This window comes from Marinobacter xestospongiae (assembly GCF_023156385.1).
Lineage (GTDB): Bacteria > Pseudomonadota > Gammaproteobacteria > Pseudomonadales > Oleiphilaceae > Marinobacter > Marinobacter xestospongiae.
Map to the genome: position 1 here is coordinate 92,618 of NZ_JAKZAK010000001.1, position 20,779 is coordinate 113,396.

The 20,779-nt window shown below is 62.6% G+C and carries 18 protein-coding genes; 6 read left to right on the forward strand and 12 right to left on the reverse strand.

From position 1 onward, the window contains the following. Positions 1–90 precede the first annotated feature (90 nt). Entirely contained in the window at positions 91–1,335 is a 1,245-nt protein-coding gene (gene traF / locus MLD24_RS00445; protein ID WP_248163165.1) for a conjugal transfer protein TraF, read from the reverse strand. Between the two features lie 673 nt (positions 1,336–2,008). Here traF and MLD24_RS00450 point away from each other — a divergent pair. The 5 genes from MLD24_RS00450 (at position 2,009) to MLD24_RS00470 (ending at position 9,700) form a co-directional block, all read left to right on the forward strand. Further along, entirely contained in the window at positions 2,009–2,671 is a 663-nt protein-coding gene (locus MLD24_RS00450; RefSeq protein ID WP_248163166.1) for a hypothetical protein, read from the forward strand. Positions 2,672–2,681: 10 nt separating this feature from the next. Further along, entirely contained in the window at positions 2,682–3,704 is a 1,023-nt protein-coding gene (locus MLD24_RS00455; protein ID WP_227174114.1) for a DUF4402 domain-containing protein, read from the forward strand. Between the two features lie 33 nt (positions 3,705–3,737). Continuing rightward, positions 3,738–4,577: a fimbrial biogenesis chaperone gene (locus MLD24_RS00460; RefSeq protein WP_227174115.1), complete on the forward strand. Its 840-nt coding sequence runs from the start codon at positions 3,738–3,740 to the stop codon at positions 4,575–4,577. A 129-nt stretch (positions 4,578–4,706) separates the two neighbouring features. Beyond that, positions 4,707–7,820 carry an SPOR domain-containing protein gene (locus tag MLD24_RS00465; RefSeq protein WP_248163167.1) on the forward strand — a complete coding sequence of 1,038 codons (3,114 nt, stop codon included), beginning with the start codon at positions 4,707–4,709 and terminating at the stop codon, positions 7,818–7,820. Positions 7,821–8,068: 248 nt separating this feature from the next. Next, positions 8,069–9,700, forward strand: a complete 1,632-nt coding sequence (locus MLD24_RS00470) for a flagella assembly protein FlgT middle domain-containing protein (RefSeq protein ID WP_248163168.1) — start codon at positions 8,069–8,071, stop codon at positions 9,698–9,700. Between the two features lie 21 nt (positions 9,701–9,721). On the opposite strand, the gene MLD24_RS00475 is transcribed toward MLD24_RS00470, so the two are convergent. The 9 genes from MLD24_RS00475 to trhP all read right to left on the reverse strand — a co-directional run bounded on the left by MLD24_RS00475 (position 9,722) and on the right by trhP (position 18,282). After that, complete coding sequence (locus tag MLD24_RS00475; RefSeq protein WP_227174119.1) at positions 9,722–10,180, reverse strand: SufE family protein; 459 nt, start codon at positions 10,178–10,180, stop codon at positions 9,722–9,724. Then, on the reverse strand, positions 10,181–10,735 hold the full coding sequence (gene sufT, locus MLD24_RS00480) for a putative Fe-S cluster assembly protein SufT (protein WP_282450378.1): 555 nt from the start codon (positions 10,733–10,735) through the stop codon (positions 10,181–10,183). It abuts the gene before it with no gap. Between the two features lie 41 nt (positions 10,736–10,776). Further along, a complete protein-coding gene (locus MLD24_RS00485; protein ID WP_227174121.1) occupies positions 10,777–11,130 on the reverse strand; it encodes a HesB/IscA family protein in 354 nt (117 codons plus the stop codon). A gap of 15 nt (positions 11,131–11,145) precedes the next feature. Beyond that, positions 11,146–12,411 carry an aminotransferase class V-fold PLP-dependent enzyme gene (locus MLD24_RS00490; RefSeq protein ID WP_248163170.1) on the reverse strand — a complete coding sequence of 422 codons (1,266 nt, stop codon included), beginning with the start codon at positions 12,409–12,411 and terminating at the stop codon, positions 11,146–11,148. Positions 12,412–12,414: 3 nt separating this feature from the next. Then, entirely contained in the window at positions 12,415–13,701 is a 1,287-nt protein-coding gene (sufD, locus tag MLD24_RS00495) for a Fe-S cluster assembly protein SufD (protein WP_248163171.1), read from the reverse strand. Positions 13,702–13,715: 14 nt separating this feature from the next. Continuing rightward, the gene (gene sufC, locus MLD24_RS00500; RefSeq protein WP_227174124.1) at positions 13,716–14,486 is read right to left on the reverse strand and encodes a Fe-S cluster assembly ATPase SufC; all 771 of its coding nucleotides are present in this window, start codon (positions 14,484–14,486) and stop codon (positions 13,716–13,718) included. 88 nt (positions 14,487–14,574) lie between these two features. Beyond that, positions 14,575–16,023: a Fe-S cluster assembly protein SufB gene (gene sufB / locus MLD24_RS00505; protein ID WP_248163172.1), complete on the reverse strand. Its 1,449-nt coding sequence runs from the start codon at positions 16,021–16,023 to the stop codon at positions 14,575–14,577. 492 nt (positions 16,024–16,515) lie between these two features. Next, entirely contained in the window at positions 16,516–16,962 is a 447-nt protein-coding gene (locus MLD24_RS00510; protein ID WP_248163173.1) for a hypothetical protein, read from the reverse strand. A gap of 12 nt (positions 16,963–16,974) precedes the next feature. Further along, on the reverse strand, positions 16,975–18,282 hold the full coding sequence (gene trhP, locus MLD24_RS00515; protein WP_248163174.1) for a prephenate-dependent tRNA uridine(34) hydroxylase TrhP: 1,308 nt from the start codon (positions 18,280–18,282) through the stop codon (positions 16,975–16,977). A 167-nt stretch (positions 18,283–18,449) separates the two neighbouring features. Here trhP and MLD24_RS00520 point away from each other — a divergent pair, with 167 nt between their 5' ends. Then, positions 18,450–18,965, forward strand: a complete 516-nt coding sequence (locus MLD24_RS00520; RefSeq protein ID WP_248163175.1) for a helix-turn-helix transcriptional regulator — start codon at positions 18,450–18,452, stop codon at positions 18,963–18,965. A gap of 12 nt (positions 18,966–18,977) precedes the next feature. Here the strand turns inward: MLD24_RS00520 and fabB are convergent, their stop codons facing one another. Continuing rightward, a complete protein-coding gene (fabB, locus tag MLD24_RS00525) occupies positions 18,978–20,189 on the reverse strand; it encodes a beta-ketoacyl-ACP synthase I (protein ID WP_227174131.1) in 1,212 nt (403 codons plus the stop codon). 9 nt (positions 20,190–20,198) lie between these two features. Further along, positions 20,199–20,726 carry a bifunctional 3-hydroxydecanoyl-ACP dehydratase/trans-2-decenoyl-ACP isomerase gene (gene fabA / locus MLD24_RS00530; RefSeq protein ID WP_227174132.1) on the reverse strand — a complete coding sequence of 176 codons (528 nt, stop codon included), beginning with the start codon at positions 20,724–20,726 and terminating at the stop codon, positions 20,199–20,201. Positions 20,727–20,779: the final 53 nt, after the last annotated feature.

The window sequence follows — 20,779 nt, forward strand, 5'->3', positions numbered from 1 at the left end:
CTTGGTGCTGCCGAGGTGTCTGCCCGGGGGCTCGTAGCGGGAAACCCTGTCGGATGCAGCTCGGCTGTTGCGGGATTATGCCGAGCCAGGCTAGAAACGCCAACCCAGCTCAATCGCGCCGCCCTGCTCGGTATCGCTGAGCACGGCGGCGATATCCAGGCGGGCGCCGAAGGGGCTGAGGCCCAGGCCCAGGGTGAGCTGGCTGTCTTCCTCCACGCCGCGGTGCTGATCCTCTCCCGCTAGGTTGTGACGAAGCCCCAGGCGCACCTGGGCCAGCATTGCCACATCGAATTCCGCGCCCAGGGCCAGCCAGCGCTGGTCATCGCTGAAGCCAAAGCCCGGCTGCTCGGTGAGGTCGAGTTCTGCGGTCACCACGTGATAGACCCCGTGATGGGCGAGGCCCGCGGTTACCTTGGGGTCCACCTCGAATGTCAGCCCACCGCGGCTTTGCAGGTCCATTGGCACCAGGTTGCGGATGGCCAGGCCGGCATTCCACTGTTGGCGTTCACCAAAGGTGTAGGCCGCACCCAGATCGAGGTTTAGCTGGCTGTCATCGGTACGGTTCTCATCACGATCGAAGTCGTCCTCGTCGAATTCGTCGACCCGCACGTCATACTCGAAGGTTTCCATCCGCACCCATTTGGGGGTGACGCCCAGGGCCAGGTGTTGGTCTTCCGCCAGGCGAATGCTCCTGGCGAAGGCAACTCCGACTTCCGCGATCGAGGCGGCGAGGGTGCGTCCCCTGGATTGCAGGTCGTCGGAGATCGTTATTGCGGCCGCTGCTGCCAGCGGATCGTCTTCCACCAGTTGCAGCAGCGCCAGATCCTCGTCGCTGATATCGCCGCGCGCGGTGAAGCGAACGCTGGCGCGGCTGAATACCCCAACCGACAGGTCTGGTGAGGGCACCGCCAGGCTGAAGGCGAGTCCGGCATCCAGGCGGGCGGTATCCCGATCCAGTGCCCGGAGCTGATTGTCCAGGTCTTTGGCTGCGGCCTGGGCCTGCGGGATCTGTTGCTGGCGGGCGCTGTTTTCCAGCCGGTCAATGGTGTCCTGGACCCGGTCGATCTGGTCGACGACGTCTTCGTCATCCGCCAACTGGACGGTGAAGCTGGGGAGAATCAGGTCAACCTCATTACCGCGGGCATGGTAGCGGCTGGCCATCATGGCCGGGTTGGTCAGGTTGGCGGCAGCCGGCTGTGCCACCGCGACGCCCGTGCCCGCCATGGCGCTGGCGCGGGCGCCCGCGACCGGTGACGGCGCGGCCAGAGTGTGAGTGGTGGCGATCAGTACGCCAAGGCCGAGGGTCAGACGGCAGACAGTGTCCGAGGCAGGCACGGTGAACTCCAGTATCAGTTTGTCACGGCGATCAGCTTCCAGAGTACTCCTGTGCTGCCTGGACGTCACCGTCAGAGCCCGTCATCACTGCGTTTTGGTGAGCCCGGGCAGTAGGCGAGATGCGGGGAGGCCGGAAATATGTCCTTACATCCCTGCGCCCTATGTAGCCTTGCTGATGATTTGTGTTCAGATTGGTTGCCAAGGCTTACATTTTTCATAGGAAAAATTTGTTAACTGCTGTTAAGTTTTTGGAAAGGTGTCCGATAGCCAATCATGACCCCAAACCAAACAGGTGCTGACAAGCGTGCCCGTGAAATGGACGGTGGCCGTTGGCAGGGGGCAGCCCGGAATTGAGCATCAGCAGGCATTGAGTCTGTGCGATGTGCTTGGGCAGCGCAGGAGGCAACGACGGAAGGATATGTTTTGACAAAGCTTTACGATCTTCCAGGCTGTTGAAAAGTAAGCCGTAATTTGGCCGTCAGTCTGATTTCAGGTGGGCCGATTCAGTGACCGGGAAGTGGGTTCATTAAGTTTTGTACATGGATGTCGTAAAACTCAGAGAGCGCTGGCGGTTCCGTTGATGAACTCTGCCAAGGGCGCAGCTCCTCCTCGGGAGCAGACAATTTGACTTGGGCCCTCTAACCAATGGGCATAAAACCTAAGGGGTTTTGGTATGACAAAGACAATCAGTAATGTGATGATGCGCAAGATCGGTTTGGGGGTTGCTGCTGGCGGTCTCGCCATCGGCGCGGGTTCCAGTTACGCCGCAGACTTTGGTGTGACTGCGGATGTTCAGAATACTCTGGAAGTGACTGTTGTCGCACCGATGAGCCTGGGTACACTGTTTGTAAACGCCACCGACGGCACCGGTATCGGTACCCTGGTACTGAACCCGGACGGTTCCTTTACCCCGGGCGAGACGGACCAGGTGATCACCAGCCTTGGCGGCCAGACCGCGGCTCAGGCATCCGTAGCGACCGACCAGAACTTTATTGTTAACGTACCGACAGCGGCATTTGATGCCAGCACCTGGGCCAACCCGGATGACATCGCCACGTTGGCGAATGTGGTAGAAGTTCGTCTGGGCGGCACCACGGGGGACCCGAACGTGGCGCGGCTCTACCTGGCCAACTTCACCGTGGGCGATATCACCGACGGCGTTGAGTCTGGCGGTCCTGCGGTTCCCGGTGCCCCGGTGACCATTGACCCGGACTTCGGCGCAACTGCCGTTACCTTCGGTATTGGTGCAGAGGTTTTCACTGATGACAGCGGTACACGTACCCAGTATGAAACCGGAACCTATGAGGGAACCTTTGAGGTCACAGCCGAATTCTAAGGCCTCGGGCGTGACGGGGCGGGGTTATCGCCACGCCACGTCGCTGACCCATCGACAGGAGGTGCCTCGTTGGCACCTCTTTTTTGTGGCTCTTTCTGCCTGGCTGCTGGCCCTGTCACCGGTCCGGGCGGCCACCGAAATCGAAGAGCTGAGCGTTTTTGATTTTGGCACCATTGCCATCACCGGCAATGGCAGCGTATCGGTGCTGGAGTTTCCCCGCTCCGGCCGCAATCTCAATGTGATTGGTGACATCGTGGTGGTGGCGGTCGGTCAGCCCGGTCGTTATCGTCTGACGGGGTTTCCGCCCAACACCAATATTGATGTCGAAATCGATGACATCACCCTGTCTGCCGGAGGCACCGGCATACCCGAGCTACTTTCTGTTGGCAGCTACGATACCGGTTCGGTGCGTACCAACGAGCTTGGGGAAGTTGAGTTCCAGCTTGGCGCCAGCTTTAGCACCTCCGGCAATGGCGGTAGCTATGAAGATGCGCCCTACAGCGGCAATGCCCAGCTTCGGTTTCACTATTGGGAACCCAGCCTGAGTGACTACGTGACGGTCAGCGAGAACGTCACCTTTGCAGGCGAGGTGCGCAGCAGTTTTGAATTGACGGAAGCCGACCGGCTCAACTTTGGTGTGTTGTACGCGGTTGGCACACCGGATGATCAGGCCAGCCTGAGGCTGTTTCCTGATGGTCGTCGGGATGTGACCAACGCTGGCAACGCCCGTATTGTGTCGCTGACTCAGCCCACGCCCGGTGTGGTTGCGGTCAGTGGGGCTGCGCCCTTCCGGGAGCTGGATATTACTGTATCAGCCACGGACGTGCTGCTCCGGCATACTCAGGCTCCTGCCGGTCCCCACTTCATCCTCAATGCGATGGCAACCCTGCCGGATCAGAGTGGCCGCACCGATGAATTTGGTGCCCTGGAGATTCGCGTTGGGGGCACCCTCAGTACCCAGATTACGGCGACCGAGGTCGTCTACCCAGCGGGTACTTACGAGGGGACCTATACCATCACCGTGTCCTACTGACCCTAACCAATGACTTGTGGAGAGCTCGTGACCATGCACAGACTTCCTTCCCTGCGGGCCTGGCCGATATGGGCCCTGCTGATGGTGATGCTGGCGCCGCCGGCCTGGGCAGAGATGCTGATCAGCCCGACCCGGGCAGCCATGGACATCAACAATCGCTCGGCGACCCTGGTCCTGCGCAACACCAGCGACGGCCCCAAGACCTACCGGCTGAGCTGGGAAGACAAACGTATGAGCCCCGAGGGCACCTATCAGCCGGTGGCAGAAGGTGAAGACTGGCCATCCGCGGCGGCCATGGTCCGCTTTTCGCCACGTCAGATTACCGTCGGCGCCGGTGAGAATCAGACCGTGCGGCTGAACTTCCGCCCGCCTGCCGATCTGGCGCCGGGGGAGTATCGGTCCCATCTCAAGCTCAAGGTGATTGCGGAGGAGTCCGAACCTGCGGGGGTGATCGAGATGGGGAGTCAGGATCAGGAGGGCATTGGCTTTCGCCTGTTCATGCAGATGTCCTTCTCGGTGCCGGTGATTGTTCGGCACCAGGTGGCACCGCCGCAGGTGGCCATCGAGAACGTGGAGGTGGTGCCCGCCACTGGTGACCAGAACATGTCGCTGGCGGTGACCCTCAGTCGTCAGGGTGAGAGCAGCAGTTACGGTGACCTGAGGGTGGAAATGCAGCAGGACGCCAACAGCCCGGTGGAGCTGATTGGCCGCCGCAAGGAGCTGTACCTGTTTACCGAAACCGACCGCAAGGTGGTGAACGTACCGCTGAGGGATGCGGCCATACCTGCCGGCTCGTGGATACGGATTGGTTACGAAGGGGTGGCGGAGTACGACGGTCGGCTCTGGGACGAGCGTGTCTTTCAGAGCCGCTGATAGACAGAGGCTTGCCAATAGCAATAGCCCCCAATAGCAACAGATAGAAGAGTTAACTAATTGGCGTGATACTTGCTGCTGTTCCCGGAAACGTCGACTTTTCGACAGCCATTGTCCGGAGACCCGCCCATGTCACGTCGCCAACCTCATTCCCTGCATCGCCGCCTGGCACTGGTGGTGAGCCTGCTGGTGTGGGGCGGCCTGGTACCAGTGGCGCCGGTCTCAGCCCAGCAGGTGAATGACGAGACTGTGCTGCGGATTGAAAACGAGCTGCTGCTGGATGTCCGTCTGGACGGCGCGCCGCTGGGGGCGGCCATCCTGGGTTACCACCGGGGTGATGAGGTGTTGCTGGCGCTGTCTGAGCTGATGGACGTGCTGCAGTTTCCGGTCAATGTCGACGCCGATGCCGGCCGTGCCGGTGGCTGGTTCGTTGAAGAGGCCCGCAGCTTCTCACTGAACCGGGCGACCGGTGAGGTCAATGCCGGTGATCGCAACTTCAGCCTGGCGGACGCCGAGGCCATTCCCTTCCAGGGCGATCTGTATGTGCCCACCAGCAGCCTGGAACGCTGGTTTCCGATTACCCTGGCGCCACAGATCCGTCAGCTGTCCCTGGATGTCAGTACCCGGGAGACCATTCCCCTGCAGGAGCGGATGGCCCGATCCAGTACCCGCCGGGTCGGTGGCGTCGGTGGCCTGAGCCGGGAAGCCCAACTGCCATTCCAGCCCACGCCCTATCGGTTCCTGGGGCCTCATGCCACCGACATTCGCCTTAACCTCAGTAGCGTCCTTGAGGACGAGGACGACACCAGTACCAGCCTGGGGGGCAATTATTCCATCCTCTCCCGCGGGGATCTGCTGTGGATGACTTCCACCATTGCCGTCAGTGGCAACAAGGATGATGACGTCAGCGATGGCCGCTTCCAGCTTGAACGATCCGACCTGGATGGCCCGCTTGCGCTGGAGCACGTGGAAGTGGGGGATGTCGATGTGGGCAATGCCCGGGGGCTGTTGATCCGTGGTGGTGGCGCCCAGGAGGGGATGAGTGGACTGTTTGCGGACGAACAGGTCGACCTGCGGGGCGATATCCCGCCGGACTGGGAGGTGGAGCTTTACCGCAATGGCGTGCTGATCGATTTCCAGGTGGTCGGCGGTGACGCCCAGTACGAGTTTCTCAATGTGCCCCTGGAGTTCGGTGAAAACCGGTTCGAGTTTGTCTTCTACGGTCCCTTTGGTGAGAACCGGCGGGAGGAGCAGGTGTTTTACGCCGGTCGCAGTGGTCTTGAGCTGGGTGACGTCAGCTACGAGCTGGCTGCGGTCCAGGATGGTCGCACGGTCTTCGATGTGCGTTCGCCAAGTGCCCGTGGCGATGTGGACAGTGCCCGCTACCTTGGCGATGTCAATATTGGCCTGGCGAGTAACGCGGTGGCCACTCTGGGGGTCGACAGCTTTGTGGTGGACGATGAGCGTCACGAAGACTACAGCGCCGGCCTCAGTATCAACTTCGCCACCCTGCAGACCAGCCTCGGTTATCAGGATCGGGCCCTGGAGCAGGATGAAGCCACCGGCCTGCTGCGTGGTCGTATGGGAAGCCAGGCCACCGGCTCGCTAAGATACACCCATTACCTCAAGGGCGACCTGGACGCCGATCAGTTGCCGTCAGATCGCCAACGCTGGAGTGCGACCGGCAGTCTGGCAACCCGGGCGGCGTCCCTGCCGATCAACCTGGACGCCTTCCATCTGGAGCGTCAGCGCAGCAGTGCCTCGGCGGCGTCGATTGGCACCACCCACAGCACCGAAACCGGCTGGCGCCTGTCCAAGTCGTTTTTCTACGAGCGCGAGGAGCTGATTGGTGACACCGACCAGCGCACCGGTGGTGCCTTCAACGTCTCCACCAGTCTGCGGCCGTGGCGATTCCGCGCGGGCGTTGGCTACAACCTGTCACCGGATACCGAGATCAGCACGGTTAATTCTTCGGCCACGCTGCGGGTGGACTCCCGCATGACGATGAACCTGGACATCACCCACAGCGCACTCACCGATTACACCACCTACCGGACCGGCTTCAACTGGCTGCTGGATGTTGTCCAGATCAGCCCTCAGATCGTCTATGACAGCAACGAGCGCTGGACCGGCCTGGTAAGCGTGTCCACCAGCATCAACCCCCGCCCGGGTCACGCCTGGCCTGAGTTCAGCCGGCTGTCCCAGACCGGCTACGGTGCGGCCTACGCCCGAGCCTTCCTGGATGCCAACGGCAACGGCGTTCTGGACCCGGGTGAGGCGCCGTTGCAGGGCGCTCAGATTGACGCGGTGCAGGCCTGGCAGACCGCGCAGACCGATGCCGAGGGCCGCGCCTATCTGCACCGGCTGCGGCCGGACCGGCTGACCGACATTGCCATGGTTTCATCCTCCCTGGCGGACATCGAACTCAATCCGTCGACCCCGGGGGTGTCGATTGAGCCTCGTCCCGGTAGCTGGAGTCAGGTGGATTTTCCCGTCATACGTACGCTTGAGCTGGAAGGGCATGTCTACGGCCAGGGCGGTAAGGACGACCGCATTCCGCTGGAACGGGTGGTGGTGCAGTTGCTGGATGCCGAGGGCCAGGTACGGGCCAGTCAGCGCACTGCCTTCGACGGTTTCTTTCTGTTTGCGGCGGTACCGCCCGGACAGTACCAGTTGCGGTTGGGGGATGCCTGGCGGGACCGGGTGGTTGAACGGCCCGGGCCGATCAACGCCCGTAGCAGTGGCGGGGTTCTGCGGGACCAGGACTTCCTGCTGGCCGCCGAGGGGCGTCAGCTGGTGGAGTTCGACGAACTGGAACCGTCGACTCCGGCAGAACCGGAGTCGGTGCCCGAAGCCGAGGCGGGGCCGTCGCGGCCGTCGCCATCACCGGGGTTCGCTCCGCCGGTGGAAGATGTCGACGAGCCGGCGGTTCTGATGGACGTTCCCGTCACGGCCCCTGAGCCGGTGCGAATGGAGGCTGCTGGCGCTGGCGCCAGACCGGCCGGGAATTGGTTTGTGCAACTGGGTGCCTTTGGTGAGCGCGGCAATGCCGAGCGCTATTGGCGTCGCCTGAGTGAAGACGGAGTCTTGCCGGCGAGCGCCGAGGCCCGATATCAGGAGGCCGGCCGCCTGGTCCGCCTGCTGGCCGGCCCGGGACAGCCGGAATCCGCCGCAAGAGGCCTGTGTCAGCGTCTCAAGTCAGAAGGCGCTGATTGCCTGGTCCGGGAAATAACCGGGCAATGACCGAGCCGCGCGGCGGCGTTGTACTGCCAGGCAGTGGCAACCGCTTGCCGCCAGCAAACGGCAAAGTGGCGGAGGTGGATCGCACCGGGGCCGCTAACAGCGGCCGATTGTCCCGATTGGCGCGATTCTTGTTTCTGATCACTGCAGCTTCAGAACACTGTAGTTTCAAATGACGCAGTTTCGAATGACTTGAGCTTCGGATGACTTTGGTTTCAGATCACGAGCGTTTCAACGCTATGGAGACAGCAATGCGGATTCGACAGGTCAGTCAGGCCCGGTTCCGGCGGACCACGGCGGTTATCGGTGCGATGGCCCTGGCGCTGGCGCCGGTCAGTCTCCAGGCCGAAGAGCAGGACCAGGACATGCTGACCGAGCAAACCGAGGACTTTCTGGCCGATCGCAGCAGTGTTGGCGCCCTGGTGGGCGGCATCCTCGCCGGTGCCGCCTTTGCCAATCCGTTTGCGCCCCTGGGGGGCACCATTCTGGGCTTCTTTGTGGGCAAGAGCACCGATTACTCCGAGGACGAAAGCGAGGCCAGAAGCGTGGCCCAGCGCCGTGGCTTTGCCCCCTCCGGCAGCGATGGCCAGCCGGTGGCGGCGCTGGGGCTCAGTGGTGGCGAAGCCGGGACGGGAGAAGCCCTGTCGCTGTCTGAGTCGATGCCGACCGTGGCACCGGTGTCGGCGGAACCGTCCTCACAACCTGCCGATGGCCGCCTTGCCAGTCTGGAGCGGGGGACGATGATATCGACCGAATCGGCGTCTGCGGCCTCAACGCCTCGCCATACTCCGGAGCAGGATGACGTTGCCGATATTACCGTCACCGCGGCGCCGGCCGGCTTACCCATGCAACGTACCCGACAGGGAGCGGGCGCGGCGAGCGGCGCCGATGCGGCTGACACCTACGAGCCGATTCACCCCATCATCACTGAAGATGTTGGCGGGACCCAGGAAAAGCTCGATGAACTGGCGGCGATTATCCGAGCTGAACAGGGGCGGCCGGAGTTCGTGCCTCACGAACGCTGCCCCAGCAACCGCGCGCCCGGCTATCGCAAGAAGATCGCTGTCGCCGGTTTTGCTGTCGAAACCCCGGAGCAGGGTGTGCTGGGTGGTTTTGAACAGCCCGGCCAGCGGGTTTCCGAGCTGCTCTACCAGCGCTTCCAGCAGGCTCATCAGGTGCAACCCTACGCTGCGCCACAGCAATTGATGTACGCCAGCCTGGAGCAAACACCTCACTGGACCGAGTTCGACAACCGGCTGCGGGATTACTCCGCCGTCAGCCGCCAGATGGGCGTGCAGTTCGTGGTCTCAGGGGTGATCCGCAACCTCGGCGTGCGCAATGGCGAGGCCTGGGATACCTCGGTCTATTCCGGCCTGCAGCGGCGCTGGAGCGGGGCGGATACTACCCGTGACTTTGTGGTGGATGTGGTGGTTCACGACGGTTACACCGGCCGGGTGGTGATCGAGAAACGCTACGCCGCCTCCGGCCGCTGGGATCTGCCGCGCACCGAACGGGCGGGCTTTGGCTCGGCGCGGTTCATGAGTACCGGTTATGGCGTGGCGGTGGACAACCTGTTGGCGGACATCAGCGATGACATCACCGACAAGATCGCCTGTCAGCCGATGCTGGTGCCGATTCTGGAGGTTAAGGGCAGAGATCTGCTGCTGGACATCGGCACCAAGTCCGGGCTGCTACCCGGGGCGCGAATGGAGCTGGTACGCAGCGAGACCTCGCTGATGCGGCCGGATGCGCCGCCCCAGTTGTGGGAAACCGGGGTGGAGCTGCACATCCACAGTCTCAGCCTGGACACCAGCCGGGCGTGGATGCCCCAGACCGGGGGCGAACTCAATATTCAGCAGGGGGATTACGCCGTCATCTACTGACGGCGCATAGCGGGTGGTCGCTCAGGCGGCCTCGCGGGCGGCAATGTCGCGGATTTTTCCCACCATGGCCCGCAGGCCGTTGCCACGGGTCGGCGAGATGTGGCGGAACAGGTCGAGGCGCTCGAACAGCTCGTCAATGTCGGTGCTCAACAACTCGCGGGGCGCCTTGCCATTCAGGGCCACCAGAATGATGGCGGCGAGGCCGCGCACAATCATGGCGTCGGAGTCGATCAGCAGGTAGAGCTTGCCGTCGTCCTCGTCCAGGTGGTGAATCAGCCACACCTGGCTCTGGCAGCCATGAACGTAGTTTTCTTCCACCCGCTCATCGTCCGGAAAGGCTGGTAACTGCTTGCCGAGATCGATGATGTAGGCGTAACGCTCTTCCCAGTCATCGAGGAACTCAAAGGCGTCGAGCACGTCTTCCAGGTTGACGTCCTTGCCCAGCGGGTTGTCACGGAACTGTTGTTCGGTGGCGGTCATTTACAGCATCCCCAGTTCAAGTTTGGCCTCATCACTCAGCATATCGTTGTTCCAGGGCGGGTCAAAGGTCAGCTCGACCGTGACCCTGTCCACGTTGGGGACATGCTCGACTTTGCGCTGGACGTCATCGGTGATCACCGGGCCCATGCCACAGCCGGCGGCGGTGAGGGTCATCTTGATGTGGACCTGGTTGCCCTCCGGGTCGCCGTTGAGAGCGCCGTTGATCACGTTGCATTCGTAGATCAGTCCCAGCTCCACCACGTTGACCGGAATCTCCGGGTCGTAGCAGTTGCGCAGCGCTTCCCAGACCTGATTCTCGTTGACGCTGCCGTCTTCCGGCGTCTCGTAGCTGCTCTCCAGCGGCTTCTTGCCCAGGGCATCGGCGTCGTGGCCCTCGATCCGGGCGAGGTTACCGTTGACGGCCACCGTGAAAGACCCACCCAGTGACTGGGTAATGGTGACGAAGGTGTCGGCGGGCACCATGATCTCGGTACCGGCGGGAACCAGGCGGGCTTCCACCTCGCGTTTGGTCAGAACCACTTCCCGTTCTTGCATGCGCTCAATGACCTCGTGACTGCGGGACTGGGCCTTGCGGCTCAGGCCACGGTGAAACTTTCGCCGCACCCGCACTCCGCCGTGGCGTTGGGGTTGCGGAACTGGAACATGGAATTGACACCCTGGGTGATGAAGTCGATCTCGGTGCCATTCACCATCGGCAGGTGCTCGTGCTTGACGTAGATGTCGATGCCATCCACCGAAAACACGTCGTCATCGTCCGCCGGTGTTTCCACCCACTGGGTTTCATACTTGAAGCCGGAGCAGCCACTCTTTCTGATGGCCAGGCGAATGCCCTTGGCGTCCGGTTTGCGCTCCAGTTGTTTGCGGACATGGGACACCGCGCTGGGTGTCATGGTGACCCCCATGGTGGGGGTGAAGGTTTCTGCGGTCATGGAACCACCCTTGAATCAGACAAACAGGCGCTGAATTTTCTGCAAGGCGGTGAACAGTTGCTCCACCTCTTCCAGAGTATTGTAAAACGCGAACGAGGCCCGTGCCGTACCGGGAACCCCATAGAAATCCATCAGCGGCATGGCGCAATGGTGGCCGGTGCGGATGGCAATGCCCTGCTGATCAAGCAGGGTGCCGATGTCGCTGGGGTGCAGGCCGTCGATCAGGAACGACATCACCGCCGCCTTGTTGCGGGCGGTGCCGATGATCCGCAGGCCCGGCACGCTGTCAGCGAGCTCGTGGGCGCGTTGGATCAGCGCGCTTTCGCTCGCTTCCAGGGCCACCCGGTCAATGCCGTTGAGGTAGTCAATGGCCGCGCCCAGGCCCACCGCTTCGGCGATGGCGGGGGTGCCGGCCTCAAACTTGTAGGGCAGGGCGTTCCAGGTGGTCTTCTCGAAACTGACCCGTTCGATCATCTCGCCGCCGTATTGGTAGGGCGGCAGTTCCTCCAGCAGCTGTTCGCGGCCATAGAGCACGCCAATGCCGGTGGGGCCGAACACCTTGTGAGAGGAGAAGGCGTAGAAGTCGCAGCCCAGGGCCTGCACGTCCGGTTGCAGGTGTGGCACCGCCTGGGCGCCATCGACAACTGTAATGGCACCGATCGCCCTGGCACGGGCAACCAGCTCGGCAACCGGGTTGATGGTGCCAAGGGCGTTGGACACGTGAGTAAACGCCAGTACCCGGGTGCGTTCGCTGAGTTGCTGCTCGAGACTGTCCTGGTCCAGCTCGCCTTCCGGGGTGATGGCAATCACCTTGAGGGTCGCGCCGGTGCGCTCGGCCAGCATCTGCCAGGGCACGATGTTGGCGTGGTGCTCCATGTGGCTGACCAGAATCTCATCGCCGGCCGACAGCTTACCGGTCAGGCCATTGGCAACCAGGTTGATGGCCTCGGTGGTGCCGCGGGTCCAGATGATCTCGCGGGTGCTGGCGGCGTTGAGGAATTGGCGGACGGTCTCGCGAGCCCCTTCGAACGCCACGGTGGCGGCATCACCCAGAGAGTGGGCGCCACGGTGAACGTTGGAATGCTGCTGCTGGTAATAACGGTCCATGGCATCCAGTACCGCCTGCGGTTTCTGGGCGGACGCGCCATTGTCCAGATACACCAGCGGCTTGCCGTTGACCTGCCGGCTGAGAATCGGGAAATCACGGCGGATCGCGGCGACGTCAAATCCGCCGGTGGTGGGCGTGGCGCCGGATGTGCGTGCCATGGAAAGATCCGTCATACCTCAGGCCTCCTCGAATGTCTGATCGATGAAGTGGTTGAGCCGCGCCTGGGCGGTTTCCCTTACTGCTTCGACCGGGATCTGTTCGATCAATTCATTGATGAACGCCATTGTGAGCAGGGTACGGGCATTACGCCGGTCGATACCGCGGGAAACCAGATAGAAAATCGACTCTTCATTGAGCTGGCCAACGGTGGCGCCGTGGGCGCACTTGACGTCGTCGGCGTAGATCTCCAGCTCGGGTTTGGTGTCGATCTCCGCGCCGGTGGAGAGCAGCAGGTTCTTGTTGCTCATGTTGGCGTTAGACTTCTGGGCATCCTGATGGATGTGGATACGGCCATTGAACACCGCGTGGGACTGGCCGGCGGCGATGTTGCGGTAGGTCTCTTCACTGTCGCAATGGGGCGCAACGTGCTCGATCACCGTGTGGTTGTCGTAATGCTGCCTGCCCTGGGTAACCACCACGCCGTTCAGGCGGCAGTTGGCGCCGGATTCTTCCAGTCGAACCTGCAGGTCGTGGCGACGCATGGGGCCACCAAAGCCGACGCAGTGGCTGTCGAAACGGGAGTGAGCGGCCTGTCGTACACCGGTGGCGCCGACATGCTGGACATTCTCGCCTTCAGCGGATAGTCGCACGCTGGTGATCTGGGCGCCCTCGGCCAGCACGAACTCGCTGACGGCGTTGACCATCACCGGCTCGGCGCCGTTGGCGATGTATTCCTCCACCAAGGTGGCCTGGCTGTGGCGGCCGGCGTCGACGTAGATCCGCGGGTAGGCGGAGCCGCTGACGTGGGCGTCGGTTTCGCTGATGATGAACAGCGGGTGCTCCAGCACGGCGTCTGGAGCCAGCCGGATCAGCAGGCCATCTTCGAAACGGGCGGAGTTGAGCCGGGCCAGTTGCACGGCGTTGGCATCTAGGGTGTTATCCAGGCGTTCCGCCAGTTCCCGGGCTTCGTCATCCGTCAGGTCGGCAAAGCGTTTGATGGTGACGCCGTTGGTGTCGGGAAAGTCGCTGGCTTCCGGTACCATCACGCCGTTGCGGAACACCACGTGGTGACCCGGAGCCGCGAGGGCGGTGCCGTGCTTGCCAGTGGTTGGCAGGCTGGTGGCCAGCTCGTCAGACAGCTTGAGGTAGCGGCTGGAGTACTTCCAGTTTTCCGTCTTGCGGGTCGGCAGCGGCATATCGGCCAGTGCCGCGCCCCGCTGCTGGCGCAGCTCAAGCAGCGGCGCCGGCAGAAAGTCTCCAGCGGGCTTGAGGAAAGCGCTGGAAAGCGTCGGTGCGGGTTTCATTCCTGCGATCTCCTTCAGCTGGCTGGGGTGGCTTCGTCTGCGTCCTTGATGCCGAGCCAGCCGTAGCCGCGCTCTTCCAGCTCCAGGGCCAGCTCGCGACCGCCGGATTTGATGATTCTGCCGCCGGCGAGAACGTGTACGTGGTCCGGGACAATGTGGTTCAGCAGCCGCTGATAGTGGGTCACCATCAGAATGGCCCGGTCGTCTGAACGCAGGGCGTTGACGCCGTCAGACACCACCTTGAGGGCGTCAATGTCGAGGCCGGAGTCGGTTTCGTCGAGGATCGCCAGTTGCGGTTGCAGCAGCAGCGCCTGCATGATCTCGTTACGCTTTTTCTCACCGCCGGAGAAGCCTTCGTTGACGCCGCGCTTGAGGAACGCCGGGTCCAGGTCCACCTGTTTGGAAACCTCTTTCGCCAGCTTCATGAATTCCGCCGCGTTCATCTCTTCCTCACCACGGTGCTTGCGCATGGCGTTGACCGCGGTGCGGAGGAACTGCAGGTTGCTGACGCCGGGAATCTCCACCGGGTACTGGAACGCCAGGAATATGCCTTCGCGGGCGCGCTCTTCGGTTTCCTGCTCCAGCAGGTTCTCGCCGTTGAGCAGTACTTCGCCGTCGGTGACCTCAAACGCTTCGTTGCCTGCCAGCACCTGGGACAGGGTACTCTTGCCGGAACCGTTGGGGCCCATGATGGCGTGAACTTCCCCGGCCTTGATCTCCAGGTTGATGCCTTTGAGGATCTCTTTGCCCTCAACGGAAGCGTGCAGGTTCTTGATGCTCAGCATGCGTCGGATTCTCTCTCGTTAATCTGTCTGAATTCTGTGTCCGTGGCCGCGCGCTTGCCCGGCCATCCTGATCGTTGCAGCCGGTGCCTCAGCCCACCGAACCTTCCAGGCTGACTTCAAGCAGCTTGCCGGCCTCGACGGCGAACTCCATCGGCAGCTCCTTGAACACCTCCTTACAGAAACCGTTCACGATCATTGAGACGGCCTGCTCCGGGTCAATACCGCGCTGGCGGCAGAGGAACATCTGCTCGTCGCTGACCTTGGAGGTGGTGGCCTCGTGTTCGACGATGGCGGATTTGTTCTTGCTCTCGATGTACGGGAAGGTGTGGGCGGCACAGCGATCACCGATCAGCAGCGAGTCACACTGGGTGAAGTTGCGGGCACCCTCGGCGGTGGGGCCGAACTTCACCAGACCACGATAGGCATTGCTGCTGCGTCCGGCGGAAATCCCCTTGGAGATGATGGTGCTGGACGTGTTTTTGCCCATGTGAATCATCTTGGTGCCGGTGTCGGCCTGCTGGAAATTGTGGGTCAGGGCCACGGAGTAGAACTCGCCCACACTGTTGTCACCGCGCAGCACGCAGCTGGGGTATTTCCAGGTGATGGCGGAGCCGGTCTCGACCTGGGTCCAGGACACCTTGGAGTTGTTGCCGATGCAGGCGGCGCGTTTGGTCACGAAATTGTAGATGCCGCCCTTGCCGTTCTCGTCACCGGGGTACCAGTTCTGCACGGTGGAGTACTTGATCTGGGCATTGTCCAGTACCACCAGTTCCACCACTGCAGCGTGCAGCTGGTTCTCGTCCCGCATCGGCGCGGTGCAGCCTTCCAGGTAGCTGACGTAGCTGTCGTCATCGGCAACGATCAGGGTGCGCTCGAACTGGCCGGTGTTGGCCGCGTTGATGCGGAAGTAGGTGGACAGCTCCAGCGGGCAGCGGACGCCTTTGGGGATGTAGACGAACGAACCGTCGGAGAACACCGCGGAATTGAGCGCGGCGAAGTAGTTGTCGCCAGCCGGTACCACGCTGCCCAGGTATTTCTGGACCAGCTCGGGGTACTTTTGCACCGCTTCTGAAATCGGGCAGAAGATCACGCCGGCTTTCTCCAGCGGCTCCTTGAAGGTGGTGGCCACTGACACCGAGTCGAATACCGCATCCACCGCGACGCCGGCCAGGCGCTCACGTTCGTGCAGCGGGATGCCCAGCTTTTCGTAGGTTTTCAGCAGCTCCGGATCGACATCGTCCAGGCTCTGGGGCATGTCTTCTTTTTTCTTCGGCGCCGAGTAGTAAGAGATGGCGTTGTAATCCACCTTGGGAAAATCGACGTGGGCCCAGTCCGGTTCGTCCATCTCCAGCCAGCGACGATAGGCTTTCAGGCGCCATTCCAGCATGAACTCAGGCTCGTTCTTGATCGCCGACAGACGGCGGATCACGTCTTCGTTGAGGCCGGGTTCGAAGGTATCGGCTTCGATTTCGGTAACGAAACCGTGCTCGTATTCCCGTTTGATCAGCTCGTTCACCTGTTTGTCGGTGTTCGCCATGATCGTCGCTCCGTATGCTTTTCTCATCAGGGGTCTGCGACCCGTGTACCAGGCGAGGCATGGGCCTCACCAGCGGCTGTCATCTGTGTGCTTGCTGTCGGGGTCGCGTCGCCAGGTGCCTGGTCAGTGTCGCCCCGCAGTCGGTTATTGATTGGCGAAGTCCCTGTCGCGAATTGCGCAAGCCTGTCTGGCCATTGAAAAAAAGAGGGTTTTCCAGGCTTCTGGCGAGTGATTGTACAATATCAGACCAAAATAGTCAGGTATTATTGTTCAGCGGATGGTCGGAGCTGCTGGGGCGGTTTGGTGGGCGGTCAGGCAGTGCGGCACGCCGGGCCCCTGGCGCGACACCCGCGGCCATCAAAAATGAGTGTGCAGATTATACAGGAATCCGGGGGGCTGGCACCAAGGCTCCTTGTCTCGCCAGAAAAGCTGAGCCAGAAGAGCCGAGCCGCAACACGCCGCCGATGAGTGGGGGAGTGGTCGACAGATTGATTACCGGTAGAGCGACGCCAGATCGGTGGAGTAGCTGACGCCCACCAGCTTCCAGCCTTCCCGGGGCTGGTAGAAGGTAAACGTCCAGGCGATGGCGGCGGTGTCGAACTTCTGCAGCCAGACGGTGCGGTAGAAATCCTCACCGATGCTTTCGGTCAGCACGTGACTGTAGCCGATGGGATCGCCCACCTGTTCGGTGACCCGGCGGAAGTAGTCGTCGGCTTCCCGGGCGGAGGCGTCGAACGGAGCCTGCTCCACCCCCAGAAAGGGGCGCAGCGCCCGGTAAGCCTCGGCGAGCTGGCCATCGACGGCGCTGGCGAGGAAGCGTTCGGTGGTGGCCTGCAGCGCGGCCGGAGTTTCCAGGGTATCGGCACTGACGGTGCTGGTGGCGCTCAGTAAGCTGGCGAGTGCGGTGAGCGTCAGCAGCAGGGTCAGTAATGGGCGCACGGATCGGGTCTCCTAGTCGATGGTTGGGGCCTGGTGGCGAGTGAGGTAGCTGAAGTCCAGGCTGTCCGGCGTGCCCTCGGGCCGCTGGACACGGACAATGTAGCCACTGCCCGGGGCGCAGTCCAGCGCCTTGCCGGCCACGGTTTCCATGGCGTCAGTGGCAAAGTCGACATTGCCGCCCGGAGTGATCAGGCTAAGGCGATCACCCACCGCGAAGCGGTTCTTGACCTCCACGGTCAGGGTCTGGTCGTCCTGGGCGATGATCTTGCCCACCACCTGCTCGGTGCCCTGCTGTGAGGAGCCCTGCTCGTAAGTCTGGTATTCTTGGGGCAGGTGACGACGCAGGAAGCCCTCGGTATAGCCCCGGTTGGACAGCGCTTCCAGTTCATCCATCTGTGCCATGTCGAACGGCTGGCCGGCTGAGGCCCGATCGATGGCGCGGCGATAGACCTGGGTGGTGCGGGCGACGTAGTAGGGACTCTTGGTGCGGCCCTCGATCTTCAACGAGTGCACGCCCATCCGGCACAGCGCCTCCACATGCTGGACGGCGCGCAGATCGCGGGAGTTCATGATGTAGCTGCCGTGTTCATCCTCATAGGCGGGGATGAAGCTGCCCGGCCGGTTGGGTTCCTCAAGCAGCACCTCTTTGGGCTCCACCGTCTCGGCGACCGGTATCAGGTCGCCCGTGCCGTCTTTCTGGTGGCTCACTTCCCGGTAGTTCCAGCGGCAGGCGTTGGTGCAGGTACCCTGGTTGGCGTCACGATGGTTCATGTAGCCGGACAGCAGGCAGCGGCCGGAGTAGGCCATACACAGGGCACCGTGGACAAACACCTCCAGTTCCATCTCAGGCACCCGGTCGCGGATGTCGGCGATTTCTTCCAGAGCCAGTTCCCGCGACAGGATCACCCGCTCAACCCCCTGGCGTCGCCAGAACTCCACCGTCGCCCAGTTGACCGCGTTGGCCTGCACTGACAGATGGATTGCCTGCTCCGGCCAGCGCTCCCGCACCAGCATGATCAGCCCCGGATCGGACATGATCAGGGCATCCGGTTGCAGCTCCACCAGTGGCGCCATGTCGTCAAGAAAGGTGCGTACCTTGCTGTTGTGGGGGGCGATGTTGGTGACCAGATAGAACTGTTTGCCCTGCTGGTGAGTGCGTTCAATCCCGGTGGCCAGGGAGGCGACGGTCTTGAAGCTGTTGTTGCGGGCGCGCAGGGAATAACGGGGCTGGCCAGCGTAGACCGCATCGGCCCCATAGGCCAGGGCGGTTTCCAGGTGTTCCAGGGTGCCGGCGGGAGCAAGCAGTTCGGGGGTGGTCATGGTGGTCTCCAGATCGTCGGTGACAGGGCGGCGATCGCCTTGGGCAAAAGCGGGGAGTGTGCCTTATGCCAGGCTCGGGCGGCTTGACCAGGCTCAAGGATCGGGCTGGCTATTTCAGCTAACATGTGTACGCTGAACTAATCTGCGAAATCGTGAGGAAAGGGACAATGAGTGACGATGCCAGGAGTGAACTGGCGGCCGCCATGATGGCTTACCTGGAGCGTGAAGATGGCAGCGGCGATCTCGACTCGCTGGCCGAGCTGGGCATGCTGACGTCGTATCCCGGTCAGGGCACGGCGCCCACCAGCGGTCAGTTAGAGCAGTTGTGGCAGCTGGTGCAGCTGCGATTGTCCCGCGCCAGTACCATCACTGCGCGGGTGCGGAAACTGATCCGCGCGCAGCTTGCCCGTGGGCGGATCGGTATGGACTCGGTGGCCTGTCAGCTCCACATCAGCCGCCATACCCTCTACCAGCGCCTGAAGGCCGAGAACCAGTGTTTTGCCGGACTGCTCGAGCAAGAGCGGCGGGAGCAGGCCATGCGTTATCTGGCGATGCCTGACCCGCCACTGGTAATTGTGGCGGAGCGGCTGGGGTTCTCGGAACTGAGCGCCTTCAGCCGCGCCTTTAAACGCTGGGCCGGGCTGTCGCCTGCAGCGTACCGGGCCAGGATGCTGGCCGGCTGACTGAACGGGACACTAGCCCCGTTCAAACACCAGCGTGCCATTGGTTCCGCCAAAGCCGAAGCTGTTGCTCATGACCCGCCGCAGCGGTGCATCGGTGACCGGCTGCCGCAGGATCGGGTAGCCCTCGGCGGCTGGGTCCAGCTCATCGATATGGGCCGATGGTGTCAGGAAACCGTGCTGCAGCATCAACAGGCTGTAGATTGCCTCATGGACACCGGCAGCGCCAAGGGCATGGCCACTCAGGGGCTTGGTGGAGCTGATCGGCGGCATGCGTTCACCGAAGACCGAGCGGATGGCCGCCAGCTCGGTGATGTCTCCGGCGGGGGTGCTGGTGCCATGGCTGTTGATGTAGTCAATGTCGCCCTCGACGTTGGCCAGCGCCTGGCGCATGCAGCGTTCGGCGCCCTCACCACTGGGAGCGACCATATCGGCACCGTCAGAGGTGGCACCGAAGCCCACCAGTTCCGCGAGGATGGTGGCGCCCCGGGCCTCGGCGTGTTCCAGGGCCTCCAGCGCCAGCACGCCGGCGCCACCTGAGATCACGAAACCGTCGCGGTGGCGGTCGTAGGTACGGGAGGCCCGGCTGGCCTGGTCGTTGTAGCGGGAAGACAGGGCGCCCATGGCGTCGAACAGCAGGCTCAGGGTCCAGTGGATATCCTCTCCGCCGCCGGCGAACATCACATCCTGGCGGCCCCAGGCAATCAGGTCGCGGGCATGACCAATGCAGTGGGCGCTGGTGGCGCAGGCCGAAGTGATGCCGTAGTTCACGCCACGAATGCCAAACGCTGTGGCCAGGTTGGCGTTGATGGTGCTGCCCATGGTGCGGGGGACCCGATAGGGGCCAACCCGGCGCAACCCGCGATCCCGGTGAGTGTCCACGGCGTCGGTCAGTTCCACCGTGGAGGCGCCGCCGGTGCCCATGACAATGCCTGTACTGTCGGCGTGCAGGTGCTGGTCACCCAGTCCCGACTGGGTCAATGCTTCCCGCATGGCCAGGTAGCTGTAGGCGGAGGCAGGACACATGAACCGCATCAGCTTGCGATCAATGTGATCCGCCGGCTCCAGGTCGATCTGGCCGCAAACCTGGCTGCGCAACCCGGCATCCCGGGCCTGTTCACTGAATCCAATGCCACTGCGCACCTGGCGCAGAGCGTCTTCCACTTCGGCCAGGTTGCGGCCCAGGCTGGAGACAATGCCCATTCCGGTAACGACGACGCGACGCATAACGCTTCCTCAGAACTGATCGGTATTGGTGAAGAGGCCAACCCGCAGGTCAGCGGCGGTGTAGATCTCACGGCCATCCACCAGCATGCGGCCGTCGGCAATGGCCATGGTGAGCTTGCGGCGGACTACCCGCTTGATGTCGAGTTGGTACTGCACCAGACGGGCTTCGGGGAGCACCTGGCCGAAGAAGCGTACTTCCCCGGCGCCCAGCGCCCGCCCACGGCCTTCGCCGCCACCCCAGGCAAGGAAGAACCCCAGCAGTTGCCAGAGTGCGTCCAGTCCCAGGCAACCGGGCATGACCGGGTCATCCTGAAAGTGGCAGCCGAAGAACCAGAGGTCGGGACGGATGTCGAGTTCCGCTTCCACCAGACCCAGGCCATGAGAACCACCGTCGGCATTGATGTTCTGGATGCGGTCCATCATCAGCATGGGGCCGGTGGGCAGTCGCATGTCGCCGGTGAACAGCTCGCCCCGGCCACAGGCTTCCAGGGCGGCTTTGTCGAATTGATTGGGGCCGAGTTGATTGGGCTTGGACATACGGTGGTCTCCCGGGGAGGCAGGAATGTGTGATTTCGATGTATTCGACTCTA

Bases quoted from the DNA above. Each gene is read 5' to 3' on its own strand.
- fabA (WP_227174132.1), bottom strand. From the start codon at position 20,726: ATGTCCAAGCCCAATCAACTCGGCCCCAATCAATTCGACAAAGCCGCC.
- MLD24_RS00470 (WP_248163168.1), top strand. From the start codon at position 8,069: ATGCGGATTCGACAGGTCAGTCAGGCCCGGTTCCGGCGGACCACGGCG.
- fabB (WP_227174131.1), bottom strand. From the start codon at position 20,189: ATGCGTCGCGTCGTCGTTACCGGAATGGGCATTGTCTCCAGCCTGGGC.
- MLD24_RS00450 (WP_248163166.1), top strand. From the start codon at position 2,009: ATGACAAAGACAATCAGTAATGTGATGATGCGCAAGATCGGTTTGGGG.
- sufD (WP_248163171.1), bottom strand. From the start codon at position 13,701: ATGAAACCCGCACCGACGCTTTCCAGCGCTTTCCTCAAGCCCGCTGGA.
- trhP (WP_248163174.1), bottom strand. From the start codon at position 18,282: ATGACCACCCCCGAACTGCTTGCTCCCGCCGGCACCCTGGAACACCTG.
- MLD24_RS00490 (WP_248163170.1), bottom strand. From the start codon at position 12,411: ATGACGGATCTTTCCATGGCACGCACATCCGGCGCCACGCCCACCACC.
- MLD24_RS00520 (WP_248163175.1), top strand. From the start codon at position 18,450: ATGAGTGACGATGCCAGGAGTGAACTGGCGGCCGCCATGATGGCTTAC.
- sufB (WP_248163172.1), bottom strand. From the start codon at position 16,023: ATGGCGAACACCGACAAACAGGTGAACGAGCTGATCAAACGGGAATAC.
- MLD24_RS00475 (WP_227174119.1), bottom strand. From the start codon at position 10,180: ATGACCGCCACCGAACAACAGTTCCGTGACAACCCGCTGGGCAAGGAC.
- sufC (WP_227174124.1), bottom strand. From the start codon at position 14,486: ATGCTGAGCATCAAGAACCTGCACGCTTCCGTTGAGGGCAAAGAGATC.
- MLD24_RS00460 (WP_227174115.1), top strand. From the start codon at position 3,738: ATGCACAGACTTCCTTCCCTGCGGGCCTGGCCGATATGGGCCCTGCTG.
- MLD24_RS00465 (WP_248163167.1), top strand. From the start codon at position 4,707: ATGTCACGTCGCCAACCTCATTCCCTGCATCGCCGCCTGGCACTGGTG.
- sufT (WP_282450378.1), bottom strand. From the start codon at position 10,735: ATGCAAGAACGGGAAGTGGTTCTGACCAAACGCGAGGTGGAAGCCCGC.
- MLD24_RS00485 (WP_227174121.1), bottom strand. From the start codon at position 11,130: ATGACCGCAGAAACCTTCACCCCCACCATGGGGGTCACCATGACACCC.